This is a genomic window from Thiemannella venezuelensis, from assembly GCF_014203605.1.
Classification (GTDB): Bacteria; Actinomycetota; Actinomycetes; order Streptosporangiales; family Streptosporangiaceae; genus Planomonospora_A; species Planomonospora_A venezuelensis.
Map to the genome: position 1 here is coordinate 36,059 of NZ_JACHJJ010000021.1, position 20,311 is coordinate 56,369.

19 protein-coding genes, 1 pseudogene and 1 riboswitch are annotated in these 20,311 nt (G+C 73.9%); of the genes and pseudogenes, 14 read left to right on the forward strand and 6 right to left on the reverse strand.

Translation table 11 applies throughout. The annotated features are described in order from the left end of the window. The first annotated feature begins 18 nt into the window (after window positions 1-18). Window positions 19-213: riboswitch (cobalamin riboswitch) on the forward strand. Window positions 214-373: 160 nt separating this feature from the next. The 3 genes from cobN (at window position 374) to FHS22_RS26460 (ending at window position 5,640) form a co-directional block, all read left to right on the forward strand. Continuing rightward, entirely contained in the window at window positions 374-3,961 is a 3,588-nt protein-coding gene (cobN, locus tag FHS22_RS26450) for a cobaltochelatase subunit CobN (protein ID WP_184945907.1), read from the forward strand. 81 nt (window positions 3,962-4,042) lie between these two features. Continuing rightward, window positions 4,043-5,248 (forward strand): cytochrome P450, encoded by a 1,206-nt coding sequence (locus FHS22_RS26455; protein ID WP_184945910.1) that lies wholly within the window; start codon window positions 4,043-4,045, stop codon window positions 5,246-5,248. Next, a complete protein-coding gene (locus FHS22_RS26460; protein WP_184945912.1) occupies window positions 5,245-5,640 on the forward strand; it encodes an alpha/beta fold hydrolase in 396 nt (131 codons plus the stop codon). The genes FHS22_RS26455 and FHS22_RS26460 overlap by 4 nt, the downstream gene beginning before the upstream one ends. Before the next feature lie 416 nt (window positions 5,641-6,056). On the opposite strand, the gene FHS22_RS26465 is transcribed toward FHS22_RS26460, so the two are convergent. After that, on the reverse strand, window positions 6,057-6,689 hold the full coding sequence (locus tag FHS22_RS26465) for a LysE family translocator (protein WP_184945914.1): 633 nt from the start codon (window positions 6,687-6,689) through the stop codon (window positions 6,057-6,059). A 145-nt stretch (window positions 6,690-6,834) separates the two neighbouring features. Between FHS22_RS26465 and FHS22_RS26470 the strand changes: the two genes are divergently transcribed. Both FHS22_RS26470 and FHS22_RS26475 read left to right on the forward strand, forming a co-directional pair. After that, on the forward strand, window positions 6,835-7,155 hold the full coding sequence (locus FHS22_RS26470; RefSeq protein ID WP_184945916.1) for a hypothetical protein: 321 nt from the start codon (window positions 6,835-6,837) through the stop codon (window positions 7,153-7,155). Further along, a complete protein-coding gene (locus FHS22_RS26475) occupies window positions 7,128-7,523 on the forward strand; it encodes a helix-turn-helix transcriptional regulator (RefSeq protein ID WP_338047970.1) in 396 nt (131 codons plus the stop codon). The genes FHS22_RS26470 and FHS22_RS26475 overlap by 28 nt, the downstream gene beginning before the upstream one ends. A 283-nt stretch (window positions 7,524-7,806) precedes the next feature. On the opposite strand, the gene FHS22_RS26480 is transcribed toward FHS22_RS26475, so the two are convergent. Next, complete coding sequence (locus FHS22_RS26480; protein WP_184945918.1) at window positions 7,807-8,361, reverse strand: TetR/AcrR family transcriptional regulator; 555 nt, start codon at window positions 8,359-8,361, stop codon at window positions 7,807-7,809. 121 nt (window positions 8,362-8,482) lie between these two features. On the opposite strand from FHS22_RS26480, the gene FHS22_RS26485 reads away from it, so the two are divergent. Continuing rightward, window positions 8,483-9,409 carry a zinc-binding dehydrogenase gene (locus FHS22_RS26485; protein WP_184945920.1) on the forward strand — a complete coding sequence of 309 codons (927 nt, stop codon included), beginning with the start codon at window positions 8,483-8,485 and terminating at the stop codon, window positions 9,407-9,409. A gap of 178 nt (window positions 9,410-9,587) precedes the next feature. Here the strand turns inward: FHS22_RS26485 and FHS22_RS26490 are convergent, their stop codons facing one another. After that, window positions 9,588-10,535, reverse strand: a complete 948-nt coding sequence (locus FHS22_RS26490; protein WP_338047956.1) for a siderophore-interacting protein — start codon at window positions 10,533-10,535, stop codon at window positions 9,588-9,590. Between the two features lie 58 nt (window positions 10,536-10,593). Next, window positions 10,594-11,397 (reverse strand): CHAP domain-containing protein, encoded by an 804-nt coding sequence (locus FHS22_RS26495; protein WP_184945922.1) that lies wholly within the window; start codon window positions 11,395-11,397, stop codon window positions 10,594-10,596. Window positions 11,398-11,703: 306 nt separating this feature from the next. On the opposite strand from FHS22_RS26495, the pseudogene FHS22_RS38410 reads away from it, so the two are divergent. The 6 genes and pseudogenes from FHS22_RS38410 to FHS22_RS26520 form a co-directional block, all read left to right on the forward strand. Beyond that, window positions 11,704-11,955 (forward strand): annotated as a pseudogene (locus tag FHS22_RS38410) (lanthionine synthetase LanC family protein); the annotation flags it as partial. A gap of 109 nt (window positions 11,956-12,064) precedes the next feature. Next, entirely contained in the window at window positions 12,065-12,715 is a 651-nt protein-coding gene (locus tag FHS22_RS38415; protein WP_260408318.1) for a lanthionine synthetase LanC family protein, read from the forward strand. A 227-nt stretch (window positions 12,716-12,942) separates the two neighbouring features. Then, window positions 12,943-14,007 (forward strand): ABC transporter substrate-binding protein, encoded by a 1,065-nt coding sequence (locus FHS22_RS26505; RefSeq protein ID WP_184945924.1) that lies wholly within the window; start codon window positions 12,943-12,945, stop codon window positions 14,005-14,007. 40 nt (window positions 14,008-14,047) lie between these two features. Continuing rightward, the gene (locus tag FHS22_RS26510; RefSeq protein ID WP_184945926.1) at window positions 14,048-14,860 is read left to right on the forward strand and encodes an ABC transporter ATP-binding protein; all 813 of its coding nucleotides are present in this window, start codon (window positions 14,048-14,050) and stop codon (window positions 14,858-14,860) included. Continuing rightward, entirely contained in the window at window positions 14,850-15,803 is a 954-nt protein-coding gene (locus tag FHS22_RS26515) for an ABC transporter permease (RefSeq protein ID WP_184945928.1), read from the forward strand. The genes FHS22_RS26510 and FHS22_RS26515 overlap by 11 nt, the downstream gene beginning before the upstream one ends. A gap of 12 nt (window positions 15,804-15,815) precedes the next feature. Then, entirely contained in the window at window positions 15,816-16,322 is a 507-nt protein-coding gene (locus tag FHS22_RS26520) for an RrF2 family transcriptional regulator (RefSeq protein WP_184945930.1), read from the forward strand. An 80-nt stretch (window positions 16,323-16,402) separates the two neighbouring features. Here the strand turns inward: FHS22_RS26520 and FHS22_RS26525 are convergent, their stop codons facing one another. Continuing rightward, on the reverse strand, window positions 16,403-17,461 hold the full coding sequence (locus FHS22_RS26525; protein ID WP_338047957.1) for a winged helix DNA-binding domain-containing protein: 1,059 nt from the start codon (window positions 17,459-17,461) through the stop codon (window positions 16,403-16,405). Window positions 17,462-17,734: 273 nt separating this feature from the next. On the opposite strand from FHS22_RS26525, the gene FHS22_RS26530 reads away from it, so the two are divergent. Continuing rightward, a complete protein-coding gene (locus tag FHS22_RS26530) occupies window positions 17,735-18,907 on the forward strand; it encodes an NADH:flavin oxidoreductase (RefSeq protein ID WP_184945933.1) in 1,173 nt (390 codons plus the stop codon). Window positions 18,908-18,945: 38 nt separating this feature from the next. Continuing rightward, window positions 18,946-19,395 carry a hypothetical protein gene (locus tag FHS22_RS26535; protein ID WP_184945935.1) on the forward strand — a complete coding sequence of 150 codons (450 nt, stop codon included), beginning with the start codon at window positions 18,946-18,948 and terminating at the stop codon, window positions 19,393-19,395. Between the two features lie 24 nt (window positions 19,396-19,419). On the opposite strand, the gene FHS22_RS26540 is transcribed toward FHS22_RS26535, so the two are convergent. Continuing rightward, window positions 19,420-20,286 carry an alpha/beta fold hydrolase gene (locus FHS22_RS26540; RefSeq protein WP_184945937.1) on the reverse strand — a complete coding sequence of 289 codons (867 nt, stop codon included), beginning with the start codon at window positions 20,284-20,286 and terminating at the stop codon, window positions 19,420-19,422. Window positions 20,287-20,311 lie beyond the last annotated feature (25 nt).

Here is a 20,311-nt window from a genome sequence, read left to right on the forward strand (position 1 = left end):
GCAGGGGATGCTAACGCCAGTTTCCGGCGGGGACCGGTCTGCCGTAGTCTCATGGTCATCGATGGCAGAGGGAGGAAGCCGGTGCGAATCCGGCGCGGTCCCGCCACTGTGACCGGGGAGCGAACCCCACCGCGGCCACTGTCCGGTGACGGACGGGAAGGCCGGGGGGAGCACTGATCCGGGAGCCAGGAGACTCCGGCCGTCGTGTCCGACGACGACCCGGGGCGAGGACCCCGAGGGAGGAAACCGCCGTGCGCTCTTCGCCGTCCCCCCGCCGCCCCATGGGTTCTTCCCGCTGCCCCGCGCAGCCGCGGGGACGCGTACGGCCCGCCGCCGAGCGGGGCCGCACCGCGACTCCGGCGGGGCGTGCCGCGTGATCCTCCTGCTCTCGACCTCCGACACCGACCTGCTCAGCGCCCGCGCCGCCGACGCCGCCTACCGGCTGGGCAACCCCGCCCGGCTCACCGCGGAGGACCTGCCGCCGCTGCTGGAGGGCGTCGACCTGGTCGTGGTCCGGCTGCTGGGCGGGCGCCGCGCCTGGGAGGAGGGCCTGGACGCCCTGCTCGCCGGGGACCTGCCCGTCGTCGTGCTCGGCGGCGAGCAGGCGCCCGACGCCGAGCTGATGGAGCTGTCCACCGTGCCCGGCGGCGTCTGCGCCGAGGCGCACGCCTACCTCGCCCACGGCGGCCCGGCCAACCTCGCCGAACTGCACCGCTTCCTGTCCGACACCGTGCTGCTCACCGGGCACGGCTTCGCCGCCCCCGAGCCCACGCCGTCGTGGGGCGTGGCGGAGCGCGAGGCGCGCCGCACGGAGGGGCCCGTCGTCGGCGTCCTGTACTACCGGGCCCACCACGTCGCGGGCAACACCGCCTTCGTCGAGACCCTGTGCGCGGCGATCGAGGACGCGGGCGGGCGGGCGCTGCCCGTCTACTGCGCCTCGCTGCGCACGGCCGAGCCGGAGCTGCTCGCGACCCTGCGGCAGGCGGACGCCCTGGTGGTGACCGTGCTCGCGGCCGGAGGCACCCGCCCGGCGACCGCCTCGGCCGGCGGCGACGACGAGGCGTGGGACGTCGGCGCCCTGGCCGAGCTGGACGTGCCGATCCTGCAGGGGCTCTGCCTGACGAGCAGCCGCGCCGCGTGGGAGTCGAACGACGACGGCCTCTCCCCGCTGGACGCCGCCACCCAGGTCGCGATCCCCGAGTTCGACGGCCGGATCATCACGGTGCCGTTCTCGTTCAAGGAGATCGACGCCGACGGGCTGACGGTCTACGCCGCCGACCCCGAGCGGGCCGCGCGGGTCGCCGGGATCGCGGTACGGCACGCCGTGCTGCGGCACGTCCCGGCAGCCGAGCGGCGGATCGTGCTGATGCTCTCGGCCTACCCCACCAAGCACTCCCGGATCGGCAACGCCGTCGGCCTGGACACCCCCGCGAGCCTGGTCCGGCTGCTGGCCGCGATGCGCGGGCACGGCTACGACATCGGCGCCGACGACGAGCTGCCGGGCGTGGCCGCGCAGGACGGCGACGCGCTCGTCCACGCGCTGATCGCCGCGGGCGGCCAGGACTCCGAGTGGCTCACCGAGGAGCAGCTCGCCGCCAACCCGGTGCGCATCGCGGCACGCGACTACGCCGCGTGGTACGGCACGCTCCCCGCCGACCTGCGGGAAGGGATCGAGCGGCACTGGGGCCCGCCTCCCGGCGAGCTGTTCGTGGACCGCTCGCACGACCCCGACGGCGAGATCGTGCTGGCCGCGCTCCGCGCCGGGAACGTCGTGGTGATGGTCCAGCCGCCCCGCGGCTTCGGCGAGAACCCGATCGCCATCTACCACGACCCCGACCTGCCGCCCAGCCACCACTACCTGGCGGCCTACCGCTGGCTGGCCGACGGGTTCGGCGCGCACGCCGTGGTGCACGTCGGCAAGCACGGCAACCTGGAGTGGCTGCCCGGAAAGTCCGCCGGGATGTCCGCCTCCTGCGGCCCGGACGCCGCCCTCGGCGACCTGCCGCTCATCTACCCGTTCCTGGTCAACGACCCCGGCGAGGGCACCCAGGCCAAGCGCCGCGCCCACGCCACGCTGGTGGACCACCTGGTCCCGCCGATGGCCCGCGCCGACGCCTACGGGGACCTGGCCCGGCTGGAGCAGCTCCTCGACGAGCACGCCTCCATCGCCGCCATGGACCCCGCCAAGCTCCCCGCCATCCGCGCCCAGATCTGGACCCTGATCCAGGCCGCCAGGCTCGACCACGACCTCGGGGTCGGGGACCGCCCGCACGACGCCGAGTTCGACGACTTCCTGCTCCACCTGGACGGCTGGCTCTGCGAGGTCAAGGACGTCCAGATCCGCGACGGCCTGCACGTCCTCGGCGCGGCGCCCGAGGGCGCGGTCCGCGTCGACCTGGTCCTGGCCATGCTCAGGGCCCGCCAGCTGTGGGGCGGCGCCGAGGCCCTGCCCGGCCTGCGGGAGGCCCTGGGCCTGGCGGAGGACGGCACCGCCGGCCGCACCGGGACCGACGAGGCCGAGGCCCTGGCCCGCTCCCTCGTCGAGGCCATGGAGGCCCGCGGCTGGGACCCGGACGCCGTCCCCGAGGCGGCGTCCGCCCTCCCCGCCGGGGACCGGGGGCCGGTGGAGCGGATCCTGCGGTTCGCGGCCACCGAGATCGTGCCGAGGCTGGCGCGGACCACGGACGAGATCGGCGCGATCCTGCACGCGCTCGACGGCGGGTACGTGCCCGCCGGGCCGAGCGGCTCCCCGCTGCGCGGCCTGGTCAACGTGCTGCCCACCGGCCGCAACTTCTACTCGGTCGACCCCAAGGCCGTGCCGAGCCGGCTGGCCTGGGAGACCGGGCAGGCCATGGCCGACTCGCTCCTCCAGCGCTACCGCGCCGACACCGGGCAGTGGCCCCGCTCCGTCGGGCTCTCGGTCTGGGGGACCAGCGCCATGCGCACCTCCGGTGACGACGTGGCCGAGGTGCTCGCGCTGCTCGGGGTCAGGCCCGTCTGGGACGAGGCGTCCCGGCGGGTCACCGGCCTGGAGGCGGTTCCGGCCGCCGAGCTGGGCCGCCCCCGCATCGACGTCACGGTCCGCATCAGCGGGTTCTTCCGCGACGCGTTCCCGCACGTCGTGGCCATGCTCGACGACGCCGTACGGCTGGCCGCCGCGCTGGAGGAGCCCGAGGAGGACAACTACGTCCGGGCCCACGTGCTGGCCGACGCCGGCCGCGGGGACCGGGCGCTCATGAGGATCTTCGGCTCCCGGCCCGGGGCCTACGGCGCGGGGCTGCTCCCGCTCATCGACAGCCGCAACTGGCGCGACGACGCCGACCTCGCCGAGGTCTACGCCGTCTGGGGCGGGTTCGCCTACGGCCGGGGCCTCGACGGCGTCCCGGCGCGCGAGGACATGGAGAGCGCCTACCGGCGCATCGCCGTGGCGGCCAAGAACGTCGACACCCGCGAGCACGACATCGCCGACTCCGACGACTACTTCCAGTACCACGGCGGCATGGTCGCCACCGTCCGCGCCCTCACCGGCCGGGCACCGGCCGCCTACATCGGCGACAGCACCCGCCCGGAGGCCGTCCGCACCCGCACGCTCTCGGAGGAGACCTCCCGGATCTTCCGCGCCCGGGTGGTCAACCCCCGCTGGCTGGCCGCCATGCGCAGGCACGGCTACAAGGGGGCCTTCGAGCTCGCCGCCACCGTCGACTACCTGTTCGGCTACGACGCCACCACCGGCGTCGTCGCCGACTGGATGTACGACAGGCTCGCCGAGGCCTACGTCCTGGACCCGGAGAACCAGGCGTTCCTGGCCGAGTGCAACCCGTGGGCGCTGCACGGCATCGCCGAACGCCTGCTGGAGGCCGCCGAGCGGGGCATGTGGGAGCACCCCGATCCGGAGGTCCTGGCCGGGCTGCAGGAGGTCTACCTCAAGGCCGAAGGAGACCTGGAGGACGGCCGGGGGTAGACCCGCCCGGGGACGGCGCGGCGCCCACCGGCCGGGAAACCGGATCTTGTACGGCCTGCGGGCGTCGCCCAGGATGGACGCGTGGACCGACTGCACGCGTTCTACCGCGACCCCTACCCCGTCTACGCCGCGGCCCGGCAGGCGCCGGGCCTCACCTTCGTCCCCGAACTGGACGCGTGGCTGGTCGCCCGGCACGCCGACGTGCTCCAGGTGCTGTCCCGGCCGGAGGACTTCTCCTCCGCGGACGCGCTCCGGCCGGACGTCGTGCCGGGCGGCGCCGCGCTCGCCGAGCTGGCCCGGGGGATCGGCGGGGGGCGGATCGTGCTCTCCGCCGACGGCCCCGAGCACCGGCGGCTGCGCCGGCCGCTGAACCGGGGGCTCTCCCCGGCCCGGGTCTCCGCCGCGCTGCCGTTCATCGCCGGACGGGCCGAGGCGCTCGTCGGCGCCTTCGCCGACGCCGGCGAGGTCGAGTGGATGGCGGCCTACGCCCGGCCGCTGCCGGCCGAGGTCATCGGCCACCTGCTCGGTCTCGACCCGGACGACGTGCCGGAGGCGATCGGCGGCGCCGGGCACGCCGAGGAACTGCTGTTCCGGCCCCTCGACGAGGAGGGGCAGGTCGCCGCGGCGCGCCGCGTCGCCGCCCTGCAGCATCTCCTCGACGGCTACGCCCGCAGCCGGAAGAAGGAGCCGCGCGACGACATGACCGGTGAGATCGTGCGGGCGCTCGCGCCCGGCGACGGCGACCTGGCCGGGGAAGCACGCGGCGAGGTGGTGTCGAACCTGCAGAACCTGCTGCTCGCCGGGCACCTGACCACCACCGCGCTGCTCGGCACCGCCCTTCTCCACCTGCTGCGCGACCGCCGCCAGTGGGAGCTGCTGTGCGAGCGGCCCGAGCTGATCCCCGCCGCGGTCGAGGAGGCCGCCCGCTACGACGCCCCCGTCCAGGGCTTCCGCCGTACGGTCACCCGGCCGCTGGAGCTGTCGGGGACCGGGCTGCGGGCCGGCGACGCAGTCTTCGTGTCGTACGGCTCGGCGGGCCGGGACGAGACCGTCCACGCCGACGCGGACAGGTTCGACATCACCCGCGCCCCCGCCGCCCGCCACCTGGCGTTCGGGCACGGCCCGCACGGCTGCCCCGGCTCCCAGCTGGCCCGCCACCAGGTGCGGATCACACTGGAGCTGATCACCCGCAGACTTCCGGGGCTGCGCCCGGCGGACGGCGAGCCGGTCACCATGGCCCCGACGATGATCCACCGGTCGCCCGAGCGGCTCCCGCTGGTGTGGTGAGCGCCGCCATGATCCCCGCGCCGGGCGAGCCTCCGGGCGACTGGTGGGCCGCCACCGGGTTCGAGGACCCCGGCGGAGACGACCAGGTCGCCACCTTCTGCCACGACCTCCCGCCCGGCCTGGCCGCCGAGGCGATGCGGCGGGGGCAGGGCCACGCCGATCGCTCGGTGGTCGAGCCCTGGCCGCTCAAGGCCTGGCCCGACGTGCCGACCAGGCTCCTGATCTGCCGCGACGACCGGTTCTTCCGGCCGGAGTTCATGCGCGGGCTCGCACGCGAGCGGCTGGGCATCGTCTTCGACGAGATCGGCGGCAGCCACATGGTGATGCTCTCGCGGCCGAAGGAACTGGCCGCCCGCCTCGACGACTACGCGCGCCGGATTCACGACTCCTGACAGAACGGTCAGCGGGCCAGGCGCCGCCGGCCGACGACGGGCGCGACCGGCGTCACGGAGGCCTCATGCACGTCGTCGCGGATCTCCCGCCGGCTGCCGCTGCCGTCGTCGGACCCGCCCCTCCGGGGCGCGGAGCGGCAGGCAGTGATCTGACGGTGCGTGGTGCGGTGGAGTCGACGGAGTCACTCGGTCCGCCCGCTCACCGGCGGCTCGGACGGGGCCCTCGGCCTGCGCGAAGGCGGCGAATCTACAATGTAAAGGGCAATTCCGGGGTTCCACAACGGCACCCGACCCGCGACCCCCGGACGGCACAGCACGGCACCCCGGCCGCGCCCGGTGACCGGTGCGACACGCGACGTTCACGCCGCCGGCCGTCCGCGCCGCGGTCGCCGCGGCCGCGGAGAACGGGCGGGATGTCAGCCGTCGACGGCCAGTTTCACCCCGAGCCCGACGAAGACGCCGCCCGTGGCGGTGTCGATGCGGCGCCGGGCGGCCTGCCGGGTGCGCAGCCAGCCGCCGATCCGGCCGGCGAGCACGCCGACCGTGCCGTCGACCAGGAACTCCAGCGCGATCAGGATGGCGCCGAGTACGGCGAACTGCAGCCAGACCCGGCCCAGAGCCGGGTCGACGAACTGAGGCAGGAAGGCGATCGTGAAGGTGACCATCTTGGGGTTCAGCAGGTTGGTCATCAGCCCGCTGAGGTACGCCCGGCGGCCCGACATGCCCCCGCCGGCGGCGGCCGGTTCGAGGTCGCCCTTGCCGCGGTTGCGGAGGATCTGGACGCCGAGGTAGATCAGATACGCGGCTCCGGCGATCCGCACGACGGTGAAGGCGACCGGCGCCGCCTCGAACAGCGCGGCCAGCCCCGCGGCGGCCACGGCGACGTGGACGGCCTCGCTGCTCGCCACGCCGGCCGTGGCGAGCAGACCGGCACGCGGGCCCCCGCGCATCCCGCACCCCAGCACGAACAGCATGTCAGGACCTGGAGTGATCATCGCGACGATCGTGGTCGCGGTGAAGAGCGCGAGGAGATGGGGGTCGATGGGCATGGTCCACATCCTGCCAGAGCGGTGTGAGCCGGGAATCCGCGTCTACGCGGTGCGGCGCCCGCCGCGCCGCCCCGGTGGGAGGCTCTCCTGGTCACGGCGCCACCGTGATCGCTCATGTACGGGATCACAGCTGACCATCACGTACATGAGCGCTTCTGCGTCCGGGCTTTCCGGCCGGTCGGCCGCTCGTGACGGGGACGGCAGGGGTTTTCTACCCGGCGTGCTCGGCCGCCGCTTTCGGGAGTGCGAGCATCACGAGCGCCGTGCCCGCGGCGCCTGCGGTGCGTCCGGGGACGCCTGCGAGGACGACGTTGACGAGAATGGGCGCGGCGAGACCGAGCCCGAGGCCACCGATGAAGAGGGCGAGGAGCCGGTATCCGGGATCGTCGCCGTCCTTGACGACGGACCACCGGGATCGTCCGCGCTGTCGGCAGCGCGATCAACCGGCGGCACCTCGTTCGCGTAGACTACACCGGTGACGGCGAACCCGTCACGCTCACGCTGGAGCCGCACGACCTCGTGGTCTGGGCCGCATGCTGGTACCTGGTCGCCTTCGACCCGGATGCGGACCGATGGCGCGCGATGCGTGTGGACCGCATCGAACCGCACATGCCCACGCACACCCCCTTCGACCGGCGTGACATCCCGCACGGCGATCCCGCCGCCTTCGTCATGACCGCACATGATCGCGGAGACGCCGCCGCCGAATGGCAATGCCGCGGCTCGGCCATCCTCGCCCTGCCCGCCTCCACCGTCGCCCGGTTCGCCCCCGGCGGATCAACAGTCGGGTACGACACCGAAACGACGTGCCGACTCACCCTCGGCGCATGGTGATGGCCAGGGCTGGCAGGACTGCTCCTCACCTTCGACGCCGACATCACCGACATCGAACCGGCCGAGCTCAGGCAGGCCCTGCACTCCCTGCGCGCCCGAATCAGCAAAGGGCTCGGACCCGACCGACCCCACCGATGACCTGTCACATCTGGCGTCCGCGTTCCCAGCCGGCCGCCGGCCGACGCCTTCCTTCGCGCGCCGGCCTGGGCGAGGGCCGAAAGCTCCGCCGCCCGGCCGCAGCCGGTCGGGGGCGGGAAGACCCCTTCCGCAGGCGGGTCACCTCTCACGTTGTGGTGCGCAGACCGTCCAGCAGTACCTCCAAGGCCTTGCGGCGCTGAGGGCCAGGTGGCAGGACGTCGGTGAGACGCATCAGCGCCGCCACGTCCTGCGCGTCGATGTCGGGGCGCAGTTCGCCTGCCCGTTGCGCCCGGGCGGTGAGGGGGCCGACGACGTCGGCGGTGAGGGCTCGGGCGCGGGAGGCGGCGTGGGGGCTGTGGCGGGACAGCAGGTCGAACAGCGTCAGGTCCTGGGGTGAGAGCACGCACGATTCGGTGAAGACCAGGCGGAAGGCCTCCCAGGGGTCGTCGAGGGCGCGGGCGCGTTCGGCGATCTGCAGGGCGCCTGCGGACAGGTCGTCGAGCAGGGCCTCGACCAGCGCGTCCTTGTTGGCGAAGTGGCGGTACAGGGTCGTGGGTCCGACGCCGGCGCGGCGGGCGATCTCGGCGAGGCTGACATCGGCCCCGTACTCGGTCAGGACGTCTTTGGCCGCCGTCAGCAGGCGGCGGCGGTTGCGTAGCTGGTCTTTTCGCTGGCTGCGTTCGGCTGGGGCTTCGGGCACCGGTGCGTCCTTCAGGAGAATGAAGCGGTAGTAGAACTACCGTTTTGCTGATACGTTGAAACGGTAGTGCTGCTACCAGTACAGCACGGATGTCACGCATCCATCCTGATCGGAGACCATCATGCGCGCTCTCATACCCACCGGCCGGACTGGCGCTCTGGTCGAGCTCGGCACTGCTTCCGAACCGGTTCCCGGCCCCGGGGAGGCACTGGTGGCGGTCGAGGCCTTCTCCCTGAACCGCCCGGACTTCCTGTATCTCGCCGCAGGGCAGGGTGCCTACCGGCCCGGGATCGACGCGGTGGGAACCGTGGAGCGGGCGGCCGCCGACGGCAGCGGACCGAAGGCCGGCCAGCGTGTCGTGCTGCACCTGCCGGGCGGCGGCGCGGCGGCGGAGCGGGTCGCGGTGCCGCCCGGGCGGCTGGCGGTCGTCCCCGACGGCCTTGAGACGACCGTCGCGGCGGCGCTGCCGCTGGCAGGGATGGTCGCGCTGCGGCTCCTGCGGGCGGCCGGAGACGTCCGGGGGCGGCGGCTGCTGGCGACCGGGGTTACCGGCGGTGTCGGACTGTTCCTGGTGCAGCTGGCGGTGGCGGCGGGTGCGTCGGTCACCGCGGTGGCCCGCCCCGACGATCCCTGGCAGCATCTGATCGAGGCCGGGGCGAAGGTGATCCACACGGTGGAGGAGGCCGCCACCGGTGCCTACGACGTCGTCCTGGAGTCGGTCGGCGGCCGGACCGGCTCGCAGGCGGCCCTCAAACTGCGCACCGGCGGGTTGTTCCTGTGGTTTGGGCAGGCCGGCGCGGAGCCGATCGAGCTGGACTTCTTCCGGCTGTTCGAAGGCGGTCAGGGGTTGACGCTGCGGCACTTCGTGCACACCGAGGGAGGTCCGGACGACTCCCGTGACATGGCCGAGCTGCTGAGACTGGCTTCCTCGGGGCAGCTGCGCGTGGAGCTGGGACACCGGGGAGATTGGGCCGATACGGCGGCAGTGCTGGAGAAGCTGGCGCGCGGCCGCCTGAAGGGCAAGGCGGTACTGACGATCTCCGCATAAGGCGCAGGAGGGCGGCACGCCGTCGAACGCTTCTTCCAGAAGATCAAGGCCTGGCGCGGTCCGGCGACCCGCTACGGCAAGGCCCCGGAAAGCCACGAGGCCGGACTCTGCCTTCGAGGTTCGGTCATGCGGCTGAAACTCCTCGCCTCAACCACATGATCCGAACTCCGAACGGCTCCTAGTTGGCCTCGGAGCGGCCCATCCGCCAGTAGCCCATGAACGCCACCGACGAGCGGTCGACCCCGGCCTCCTGGACCAGGTGGCGGCGGAGCGTCTTGACCACCCCCGCCTCACCGGCCAGCCAGGCGTAGAAGCCGTCGCCGCCGGAGGCCTCCTCGGGTACCTCCCAGAGGATGTCGGCGTCCACGTCGACGTCCTCCAGCGGGCCCGCCGCGCCGCCGGACACGCGGAGCCCGGCGAGGGCCTCGCGTACGGCGGGCACGAGCAGGTCGCCGTGGCGGGCCCCCTCGCGGGGCAGCCAGGTGACCTCCACCCCCGGCGGGACGGCCAGCGGAAGCGCGTCGGCGGCCTCCGGCACCTCCAGCAGGACCCGGGCCCGCACGTCCCCGGAGAGGGACTCGGCGATCGCGGAGATCGCCGGGACCGCTGTCTCGTCGCCGGCCAGCAGCAGGCGGGCCGCGCCGGCCGGGGGCGCCCACTCCTGGCCGCCGGTCGGGCCCTGGCAGGCCGCGTTGGGGCCGACCACCAGGACCGGGTCGCCGGGGGCGGCGTGGGTCGCCCAGCGGGAGGCGGGGCTGGTGTCGCCGTGGAGCACGAAGTCGACGTCGAGCTCGCGCGGCTCCTGCCGTACGGCGCGCACGGTGTAGGTGCGGATCGGGTTGCGCAGCTCCTCCGGGAGCGCCCGCCACCGCATGTACCAGTCGGCGCCGTCGGCGAGCGGGGTGAGGGTGCCGTCGGGCAGCGGGAAGAGCACCTTGATCCGCTGGTCGAATCCCTTGTCGGCGAAGAAGGCCAGGTCGTCGCCCGTGAAGGTGATCCGCGTGAAGTTCGGGCTGAGTCGTGACGTCCGGAGGACCCGCAGGTCGAAGAGGCGGTAGCCGGGAGCCTCCGCGGCCTCCTCCGCTGTGGGGACGGCGGTCTGCTCCAGGGTGTGCTCGCTGCTCACGGTCGTTGCGCTGCCTTCGCTCGGAAATGCCGGTGAGAGCAACTTAGCTTTGCCTAACCTAATTAATCAACTCGGAGGGCGGGGATTCCGTGCGGGCCGTCCGGCCGGTGTCCCGGCGGCTCGCGGCGGCATGCGGAGGCCCGTGCGGGACGGGCGGCCGCCGGGCCCGCCTGCGGTGCCTGCCGCCCGCCGGAGGGCGGGGCTGCCACCGGGCCACCAGGAAGGTCCAGCCCAGGACGAGGGCGATCAGCGTGGCCAGCGGGGCGGGCTCCAGGAGCGGGAACGTCCCGCCGGGGGAGTGCAGGATCAGCGAGACCGACTCGGCGGCGGGTGAGGGGTGCACCTCCACCGCCTGCGGGCCGGGGGCCTGCCCGCCCTGGACCGGGCCCTGCGCGAGGTGTTCGGCGACCTTGCGCGGCAGGCCGTAGCCGACGACGTCGCGCTCGTCGCGGGCCTTGCGCTTGAGCCAGACCCGGTCCACGTTGGCCTCGATGGTGTGGATCGTTCCACCTTCGACCCGCTCGACGACGCCGACGTGGTCGACTCCCTTGATGTCCTTGCCCCCGGACCAGTCGAAGAAGACCAGCGCCCCGGGCTCGGGTGTGTCGGACCAGGCGTCCCGGGTCTCGAACCAGCGGGCGTGGGAGGGGGTCCAGGCGAACTGGCCGACGTACTGCTCGACCCCGGCCCGCTCCGCCGCCCAGGCGATGAACATGTCGCACCAGGGAGCCGTGCGGTACTGGGCGTCCCGGACGACCTCGGTGGAGTACCACTCGCCGAACTTGGTGCGCTGCCCGGGGCCCTCGCGGTACCCCAGCTCCGCCACCATGACCTTCAGCAGATCGTCGCCGATCGGATCCATGGCCGTCAGCCGCTCCGTCCACTCGCCTCCGCCCTTCCGCGAAGGGGGTGGTCGCCGTCCGATAAGGCCGAACTTTATTCAGGGAAACTCGGATAAGTCGGTCGATTGCAGGAGAAATGCCGGATTCGATGGGTGGCGTGACGCGGAGCGGCCCGGCGTCTATCCTGTGCGGTCCGCAGGAGCCCTCCCGCCTTCGGGGAAGGAAGCCTTAATTCCCTACCAATTTTGTGGGACGATGGGGTCGTGAGCATGGACCGGACCCGCCCGCCGGGAGCGCGCGCCGAGAGCCCACTGACCGCCGCGATCATGGCCGGGCACTGGATCCGCTCGGCGGCCGTCGACGACGGGCGCGGGCGGCACTGGCGGGCCAACCCCGACGCCCGCGGCCGCTCGGCCGCGGCCGGAGGGCCGGCCTCGTTGTACGCCGGGGCGGCGGGCATCGTGCTGTTCTTCCTGGAGCTCGCCGCCGCGACCGGTCACGAGGCGTACCTGGAGGACGCCCGGGCCGGGGCCCGCTACCTGGCCGCCACCTGGCGGGATCGGCCGGACCTGACGCTGTACCACGGTCTGACCGGCACCGTGTTCACCCTGGCCCAGGCTGCCCGCCGACGCGGTCGCCCCGGGGTTCCTGTCCGGTACGGCCGGCACGGCCTTCCTGCTGGCCCGCCTGTACGGCGCCACCGGCGACCCGTTCTTCCTGGAGGCCGCGCGACGGGGGGCCGACTTCGTCCGCACGGTCAGCGCCGTCACCGGCAGGTGCGCCGTCGTCCCGCACCACCTCCCGCAGGGACGCGACCTGCACTACCTGGGGTTCTGCTCCGGATCGGCCGGGGCGGCGCGGACGTTCTACGAGCTGTACCGGGTGACGGGTGAGGCGGGCGACCTGGACTGGGCCGAGCGGCTGGCGCACGGCATCGTGCGCAGCGGTGTCCCGCACCGGCGCACGGCCGGGTTCTGGAACACGGCCTGCCAGTGCTGCGGCACCGCCGGGCTGGTGGAGCTGTTCACCGGGCTGTGGGCCGCGACGGGGCGTGAGCGGCATCTGGAGTTCGCCCGCACGCTGGCCGACGACCTGATCGGCCGCGGCACCGACCGGGACGGCAGGGGGCTGCGCTGGTACCAGGCCTACCGGAGGCTCCGGCCGGGAGAGGTGTCGGCCGACACCGGCTACATGGTCGGGGCGGCCGGCATCGGCGCCGCGCTGCTCCACGTGGACGCGGCCCTGCGGGGGGACGCCGGCCGCCAGGTCATCCTGCTGCCGGACAACCCGTTCCCGGCCATCCCGGTACCGCTCGCCCCGCCCCACCTCCCCGCATGAGGGACACCTGACGGCCGTCCCCGCACCCGGCCCAGTACGTGAAAGGCCCAGTACGTGAAAGGCCCAGTACGTGAAAGGCCCGGCCACCGGAGCGGCCGGGCCGGAGCGGTCACGGACCAGGCGGGGACGGGGGTGTGGGAGGCGACGGGGGCGGGGGCTTGACGCGGCGCCCGCCGCACTCTATAAACACACTAAATCTACTAAATAAGTGGGAAATAGGGAGAATGATGAACGCTCGCAGGCTTCGCGGAGTGGCGCTCGCCCTGGCCGCGCTGGGGCTCACGGTCGCGGCGGCGGCCTGCGGAGGGGGCGCGGGGGCGGTGGAGAAGGCCGCCGCCGGCGGCTCCGGGCCCGTGGAGGTCAGGCTCGGCTACTTCCCCAACATCACCCACTCCACCGCCCTCGTCGGCGTGGAGAAGGGCCTGTTCGCCGAGCACCTCGGCGGCACCAGGCTCACCACGAGCACCTTCAACGCCGGTCCCGCCGCGATCGAGGCGGTCTTCTCCGGCTCGATCGACGCCACCTACGTCGGCCCGAACCCGGCCATCAACGCCTGGGCCAAGTCCAAGGGCAAGGCGATCAAGATCATCGCCGGTGCGGCGTCCGGCGGGGTCTACCTGGTCGTCAAGCCGGAGATCGGCAGCGTCGCCGACCTCAAGGGCAAGAAGATCGCCACGCCTCAGCTCGGCAACACCCAGGACGTGGCCCTGCGCTACTGGCTGGACTCCCAGGGCATCAAGACCGACACCAAGGGCGGCGGCGAGGTCTCCATCGTGCCGCAGGAGAACTCCCAGACCATCCAGACCTTCGCCACCGGCGACATCGACGGCGCCTGGGTGCCCGAGCCGTTCGCCAGCCGCCTGGTCACCGAGGGCAAGGGCAGGATCCTCATCGACGAGCGCGACCTCTGGCCGGGCAGGCAGTTCGTGATCACCCACCTGATCGTCCGCCAGGAGTTCGCCGCCGAGCACCCCGAGACGGTCAAGCAGCTCCTGAAGGCCCACGTCGAGGCCAACGCCGCGATCAACGCCGATCCGGCGGGCGCGGCCCGGACCGTCAACACCGCGCTGGAGAAGCTGACCGGCAAGCCGCTCAGGCCCGAGGTGCTCGACAGCGCGTTCAAGAACATCACCTTCACCAACGACCCCATCGCCTCGTCACTGGTCGGCAGCGCCGACCACGCCGTCAAGGTCGGCCTGCTGGACCCGGTGGACCTGACCGGCATCTACGACCTGAAGACCCTCAACGAGATCCTCGCCGCCAAGGGCGAGTCGCAGATCTCGGACAAGTGAGGGACGGGCCCCGTCGCCCGGCACCGGAAGGAGATGACCGATGACCGCTCCGCTGACCGCCTCGCACGCGACCCCGGCCGCCGGGAGGGAGACCGCCATCCGGCTGGACGGCGTCTCCAAGATGTACGGCCAGGGCGCCGCCGGCCTGCTGGCCCTGGACGGGGTCTCGCTCGACGTGGCCCCCGGCGAGTTCGTCTGCCTGCTGGGCGCCTCCGGCTGCGGCAAGAGCACGCTGCTGTCGCTGGTGGCCGGGCTCGACCGGCCCACCGCCGGGAGGATCGACGCCGAGACCGGGCGGGTGGCGATGATGTTCCAGGAACCGGCGCTGTTCCCGTGGCTGACGGTCTCGGCCAACGTCGAGATGGCGTTGCGGGCCCGGAAGGGCGGCGAGGGGTCCGGGAAACCGGCCCGCGCCGAGCGCCGCGCCCGCGCCGCGGAGTTCCTGGAGATCGTCCACCTGGGCGCCTTCGGGGCCAAGCGCCCGCACGAACTGTCGGGCGGCATGCGCCAGCGGGTCGCGCTGGCCCGCGCGCTCGCGCAGGACGCCGACGTGCTGCTGATGGACGAGCCGTTCGGCGCGCTGGACGCGATGACCCGCGACCTGCTCCACGACGAACTGGAGCGCATCTGGCGCGAGCGGAACCTGTCGGTGCTGTTCGTCACGCACAACGTGCGCGAGGCCGTACGGCTCGGCGACCGGGTGGTGCTGCTGTCCAGCAGGCCCGGCCGGGTCGTGCAGGACTTCCCGGTCGAGCTGGAGCGTCCGCGCCGCACCGACTCGGCCGAGGTGGCCGGGCAGGCCGCCGCCATCACCGACCGGCTCCGTCAGGAGGTCCTCCGCCATGGCCGTTGACACACCCGCTCCGCAGACCGGAGACCGCGCCGGAGGGGACAGCGCTCTCCGGGACCAGGGCGGTGCCCTCCGGGACGGCGCAGGACAGGCCGACATCCACGCGCGGCAGATCGCCGGGCTGGACGCGCTGGAGCTGGGCACCCGGCGCCGCACCGGCCTGGCCGTGCGCGTCTGGGCGGGGCTGTGGCCGGTCGCCTCGGCGGTCGCGATCGTCCTGGCCGCCTGGCAGGCCGTCGTGCTGGCCGGCTGGTGGCCCGAGTACGTCTTCGCCGGGCCGGGCACCACCCTGGCCGAGCTCGGCCGGCGCCTGGGCGAGGCCGAGTTCTACCAGGCGGTCGCCGTCACCATGCGGCGCGCGGTCGTCGGCTTCGCGCTGGCCATCGCCACCGGCCTGGTCGTCGGCGCGCTGGTCTCCCGGATCCGGCCGCTGCGCCGGGCGGTCGGATCGCTGATCACCGGCCTGCAGACCATGCCGTCGATCGCCTGGTTCCCGCTGGCCATCCTGCTGTTCGGACTGACCGAGAGCGCCATCACCTTCGTGGTCGTCCTCGGCGCGGCCCCGTCCGTGGCCAACGGGCTCATCGCGGGCGTCGACTACACCCCGCCGCTGCTGCTGCGCGCCGGGCACATGCTGGGCCTGCGCCGGCTGAGCCTGTACCGGCACGTCATCCTGCCCGCGTCCCTGCCCTCCTTCCTGGCCGGGCTCAAGCAGGGCTGGGCGTTCGCCTGGCGCTCGCTGATGGCCGGCGAACTGCTGGTCATCATCGCCAACCGGCCGTCCCTGGGCGAGCAGCTGCACTTCGCCCGCGAACTGGCCGACTCCGCAGGCCTTCTCGCCACGATGATCGTGATCCTGGTCGTCGGCATCGGGGTGGACCTGCTGTTCGGCGCGGCCGACACCGCGCTGCGCCGGCGCTGGGGCCTGCACCAGGTCACCACCTGACCGGGCGCCGTCATGCGGATCTCCGCCCGGACCCAGTACGCCCTGCGCGCGGCGGCCGAGCTGGCCGCCGCGCCGCCCGGTCCCGTGCCCGCCGAGCGGATCGCGGCGGCCCAGGGCATTCCCCGCCGGTTCCTCGACAGCATCCTGCTGCAACTGCGACGGGCCGGGGTGCTGCACAGCCAGCGCGGTCCCGAGGGCGGCTACTGGCTGGCCCGCCCCGCCGGCGAGATCAACCTCGCCGAGATCGTCGCGATCGTCGAGGGCGTCCCCGAAGGGGGCGGAAACGGCGGTTACCCGGGTGTGGCCCGGCCGCTGGCCGACGTGTGGAGCGCGCTGCACGACCACGAGGAGGCCATGCTCTCCGAGATCACTCTCGCGCACGTCGCCCGCGACTCCCTGCCCGGCGCCCCGGTGAACGGGACGGGGGAGCCGGCCGGCGGGCGTGGGCGGCGGGAACCGGGGCCGCCGCGTCGCGGCGCGGCGCGCGGAGGGCCGGTCCCGCCGGACCGGCTCTCCTGAAGGCCTGGGCCCCGCCCGGCGGGCACGGGCGGGCGCGCCCCGTCACCCGGGGAGCGGGCTGCCTCGCCCGGCGCGGCCCGTCACCGGACGATCGCGACGGACGTGTGCCCGTGCCCGGCGAACTCCAGCAGCCGCGCTCCTTCCTCCTCCACCTCCGCCCGCTGCGGGGCGGTCAGCGGCCGGAAGACCCGCACCTCCAGACCGGCGGACGACACCGCCCACGTGCCGTGCACGAACCCGTCCACGAGAAGCGCCGGCTTGCCGCCGATCACGATCCCCCGGCGGTAGTCCTCGTCCGAGATCACCCGGGTGCGGTCGTCGTGACCGAGCAGGAGGTTGTCGAACTCGGGCAGGAACCGCACCGGAGCCGGGGTGTCCGGGTCGGGCAGCACCGCGTCCGGGAGGTCGAACAACTCGCGGCCCCGCGAGTCGCGCAGCACCCGCAGACCCATCCGCCCGAGCACCGGCCGCAGCCTGGTCAGGCCGGACCACACCTGGACGTCCTTCACCGACGCCGGCCCGAACGCGGCCAGGTAGCGGCGCACCAGCGACTCCACGTCCGCCGGCTCCCCGGCCGGTCCGAGCCACGACGCGGCGGTGGTCCACGACGCGCGCCCGGAGCGGCCCCACACCCCGCGCGGCGGCACCTGGACGACCGGCAGCAGGTAGGTGACGGCGTATCCGAGCGATGCGGCGTCCAGCGCGGGCCACCGGGAGGCGAGCAGAGAGGCCAGCTCGGACCGGGTGCGGGGCGCCTCCGCGACCAGCGCGGCGGCGACCGCGCGGAACTCGCCGGGATCGAACCCGTCCAGCACCGCCCGGAACGGGGACGAGGCGAACCTGCGGTGCAGCAGGTCGCGGAAGAGCGGCTCGATCCGGCCGTGGTCGGCGTCGGTGACCAGGTGGATCGTCGCCCGGTGCAGCGGCGCCCGCACCGCCCGGCGCTCCTCCAGCAGCGCGGACAGCTCGGCCGGGTCGAACGCCGTCAGGCGCGACCACAGCCCGTAGTAGGCGGAGAACGGCTCCTGGGCCTGCATCCCGACCAGGTGCTCGACCGTGTCGTAGGCGGACCGGGCCGCCCGCTCCAGCAGCAGCTGCCGGTGGAGGGTGGCCCGGTTCAGACCGCGGGTCGTGATCACCGCGACCACGCGCGCGCGGCGCCGGCGGAGCGGTGCGCGGTCACGACGGCGGGGGGCCGGCCGCGGCCGGTGCGGAATTCTCGGATCTGGGTCATGCCCGCAACGCTAGAGGCCGGCGCAGACAGATTCGATCCCGCTCCCGTCGCCCCCGCACCCGTGCACCCAGACCCTCGCCGCCGTGGTCCCGCGCCTGGCGGTCCGGTGGGCGCCGGGACGCCCCGGCGGGGACCGGAGAGGTTTTCAGGCAAGCGCTTGTTTGGTACACAGTGAGGCATGACCGCGAACCCGCCCGACGTCTTCACCCCCGCGAAGCTCGGGCCGATCACCCTGCGCAACCGCCTGATCAAGGCCGCGACCTTCGAGGGCAGGACCCCCGAGGCCCTCGTCTCGGACGACCTGGTCGAGTTCCACCGGCGGACGGCCGCCGGGGGGGTGGCGATGACCACGGTGGCCTACTGCGCGGTCGCCCCGGAGGGCCGTACCACGCGGCGGCAGATCTGGATGCGGCCCGAGGCCGTCCCCGGGCTGCGCCGCCTGGCGGAGGCTGTGCACGCGGAGGGGGCGGCGGTCTCCGCGCAGATCGGCCACGCCGGGCCGGTGGCCAACCCCGCCTCCAACCGGCTCCCCGCGCTGGGGCCGTCCCGGCGCTTCAACCCGCTCGGCATGACCATGACCCGCGCGGCGACCGTCGCCGACCTCGACCGGATCGTCCGCGCCCACGCCGACGCGGCGCTGCTGGCCGCGGAGGCGGGGTTCGACGCCGTGGAGATCCATCTCGGCCACAACTACCTGATCAGCTCCTTCCTCAGCCCCCGCCTCAACAGGCGCGACGACTCCTACGGCGGGAGCCTGGCGAACCGCGCCCGGCTGGCGCGGGAGGCGGCGCGCGCCGTGCGGGACGCCGTCGGCGGCCGGATCGCGATCCTCGCCAAGCTCAACATGGACGACGGCGTCCGCGGCGGCCTCGTGCCGGAGGAGAGCCTGCAGGTCGCGGCCTGGCTGGAGGAGGACGGCAGCCTCGATGCCGTCGAGCTGACCGCCGGCAGCTCGCTGCTCAACCCGATGTACCTGTTCCGGGGCGGGGCGCCGGTGAAGGAGTTCGCCGCGGTCTTCCCGCAGCCGCAACGGCTGGGCGTGCGCCTGGTGGGAGGCCGGCTCATACGCGCCTACCCCTACCGGGACGCCTACCTCCTCGACGACGCCCGGGCCTTCCGCGCCGCCCTGCGGACGCCGCTGGTCCTGCTCGGCGGGATCACCGGCGCCGAGAGCATGGACCTGGCCATGCGTGAGGGGTTCGAGTTCGCGGCCATGGGCCGGGCCCTGCTCATGGAGCCCGGCCTGCCCGAGCGGATCCGAAGGGACAGGGCCGCGGTCTCGGCCTGCGTGCACTGCAACCGGTGCATGCCGACCACCTACCGCAGAACCCACTGCGTCCTGGTCGAATAACATCTACCGGACACCACGCGACGGGGACGGGTTTTGCGATGTTCGACGACAAGACGCAGGAGACCCTGCGCCGCCTGCTGGACCTCGCCGGACACGCCTCGACCCCCCAGCCGGAGCGTGCGCTGGCCCTGGCCCGGGTCCGAGCGCTGATCATGGTCCCGGAGGGCGACGCCCGCCGGGCCCCGGTGACGCCGGCGATGGAGACCGGAATCCTCCAGAAGATCAAGCCGCTGACCCGCCGGGTCGACGAGGAGCTGGTCGAGGAGGTCCACGGCGACCTCTACGCCTTCAGCACCCGCTACCGCGTGATCGGCGAGGTCGCCGACGAGATGGCCCGCGTGCTCGAACACTGGAGCGCGGCCTCTCCTGCCAGGCGCCCCCGCCACGAGGAGGCCGTCCGCACCGCGGCGGCCAAGCTCGCCTACCTCCTGCAGCGCCGCGACCTGTTCCGCTCCTCCCGGTGGAACAGCAGGCCGCGGCCCCGCTGACGCCGGGTCTCCCCGGCCCGGGCGTCAGGCGGCCCGCTCGCCCGCGACGGCGTGCTCGACGTGCTCGGCCACCAGCCGGGCGGTGAGCGCGGGATGCGTCGCCGGCATCCAGTGCCGGGCCCGGACCCGGCGGACCCGGGCGTGCGGCGCCCACCGCAGGGCGGCCTCGGCGGCCTCCGGCGTCACATAGGCGTCCCGGAGCGGGACCACGATCTGCACCGGCACCCCGGTGCGCCGTTCCCGCGGGCGGCGCAGGCGCGGGCGGATGTTGGCCCGGTAGAGCCCCAGGCCCGCGACCGCGTCGGCCCGGGAGGAGGGGCGGTGCCGCTCGGACAGGGAGAGCAGCAGCCCGCCGAGCCCGGAGTGCCAGGTCAGCTCCGGCAGGAGAGGCAGCCGGAAGAGCCCGATGTACCACGAAGACAGCAGTTGCCGTACGGCCCGCAGCGGGCCCGCCTGGCGCATCCAGTGGCCCACGTGGTCCAGGCAGGGCCCGGAGACCGAGGTGTAGGAGGCGAACCGCGCGGGCGTCGTGCACACGGCCTCCCAGCCCTGGATCGACCCCCAGTCATGCCCCACCAGGTGCACCGGTTCGCCGGGGCTCACCGCGTCGGCCACCGCGCGCAGGTCGGCCACCAGGCGGGCGAGGCCGTACGGCTCCCGCCCGGGCGGCCGTCCGGAGGCCCCCGCGCCCCGGACGTCGTAGGCCACCACGTGGAACCGCCCGGCCAGCCGCTCCGCCACCCCGTCCCAGATCCGGTGGTCGTCCGGATATCCGTGCACCAGGACCACGGTCGGCCGCGCCGGGTCGCCCCGCTCGTAGACGGCCAGCCCGACGCCGTCGCCCTCGATCATCCGCGCGGTCGCGGTTCCCTGGGGAATTTTATTGGACATTCTGTCAATAATCGGGTCCGGTGGG

Bases quoted from the DNA above. Each gene is read 5' to 3' on its own strand.
- FHS22_RS26510 (WP_184945926.1), top strand. From the start codon at position 14,048: ATGACCGCTCCGCTGACCGCCTCGCACGCGACCCCGGCCGCCGGGAGG.
- FHS22_RS26520 (WP_184945930.1), top strand. From the start codon at position 15,816: ATGCGGATCTCCGCCCGGACCCAGTACGCCCTGCGCGCGGCGGCCGAG.
- FHS22_RS26515 (WP_184945928.1), top strand. From the start codon at position 14,850: ATGGCCGTTGACACACCCGCTCCGCAGACCGGAGACCGCGCCGGAGGG.
- FHS22_RS26530 (WP_184945933.1), top strand. From the start codon at position 17,735: ATGACCGCGAACCCGCCCGACGTCTTCACCCCCGCGAAGCTCGGGCCG.
- FHS22_RS26505 (WP_184945924.1), top strand. From the start codon at position 12,943: ATGAACGCTCGCAGGCTTCGCGGAGTGGCGCTCGCCCTGGCCGCGCTG.
- FHS22_RS26535 (WP_184945935.1), top strand. From the start codon at position 18,946: ATGTTCGACGACAAGACGCAGGAGACCCTGCGCCGCCTGCTGGACCTC.
- FHS22_RS26495 (WP_184945922.1), bottom strand. From the start codon at position 11,397: ATGGATCCGATCGGCGACGATCTGCTGAAGGTCATGGTGGCGGAGCTG.
- FHS22_RS26465 (WP_184945914.1), bottom strand. From the start codon at position 6,689: ATGCCCATCGACCCCCATCTCCTCGCGCTCTTCACCGCGACCACGATC.
- FHS22_RS26470 (WP_184945916.1), top strand. From the start codon at position 6,835: ATGAGCGCTTCTGCGTCCGGGCTTTCCGGCCGGTCGGCCGCTCGTGAC.
- FHS22_RS26540 (WP_184945937.1), bottom strand. From the start codon at position 20,286: ATGTCCAATAAAATTCCCCAGGGAACCGCGACCGCGCGGATGATCGAG.
- FHS22_RS26485 (WP_184945920.1), top strand. From the start codon at position 8,483: ATGCGCGCTCTCATACCCACCGGCCGGACTGGCGCTCTGGTCGAGCTC.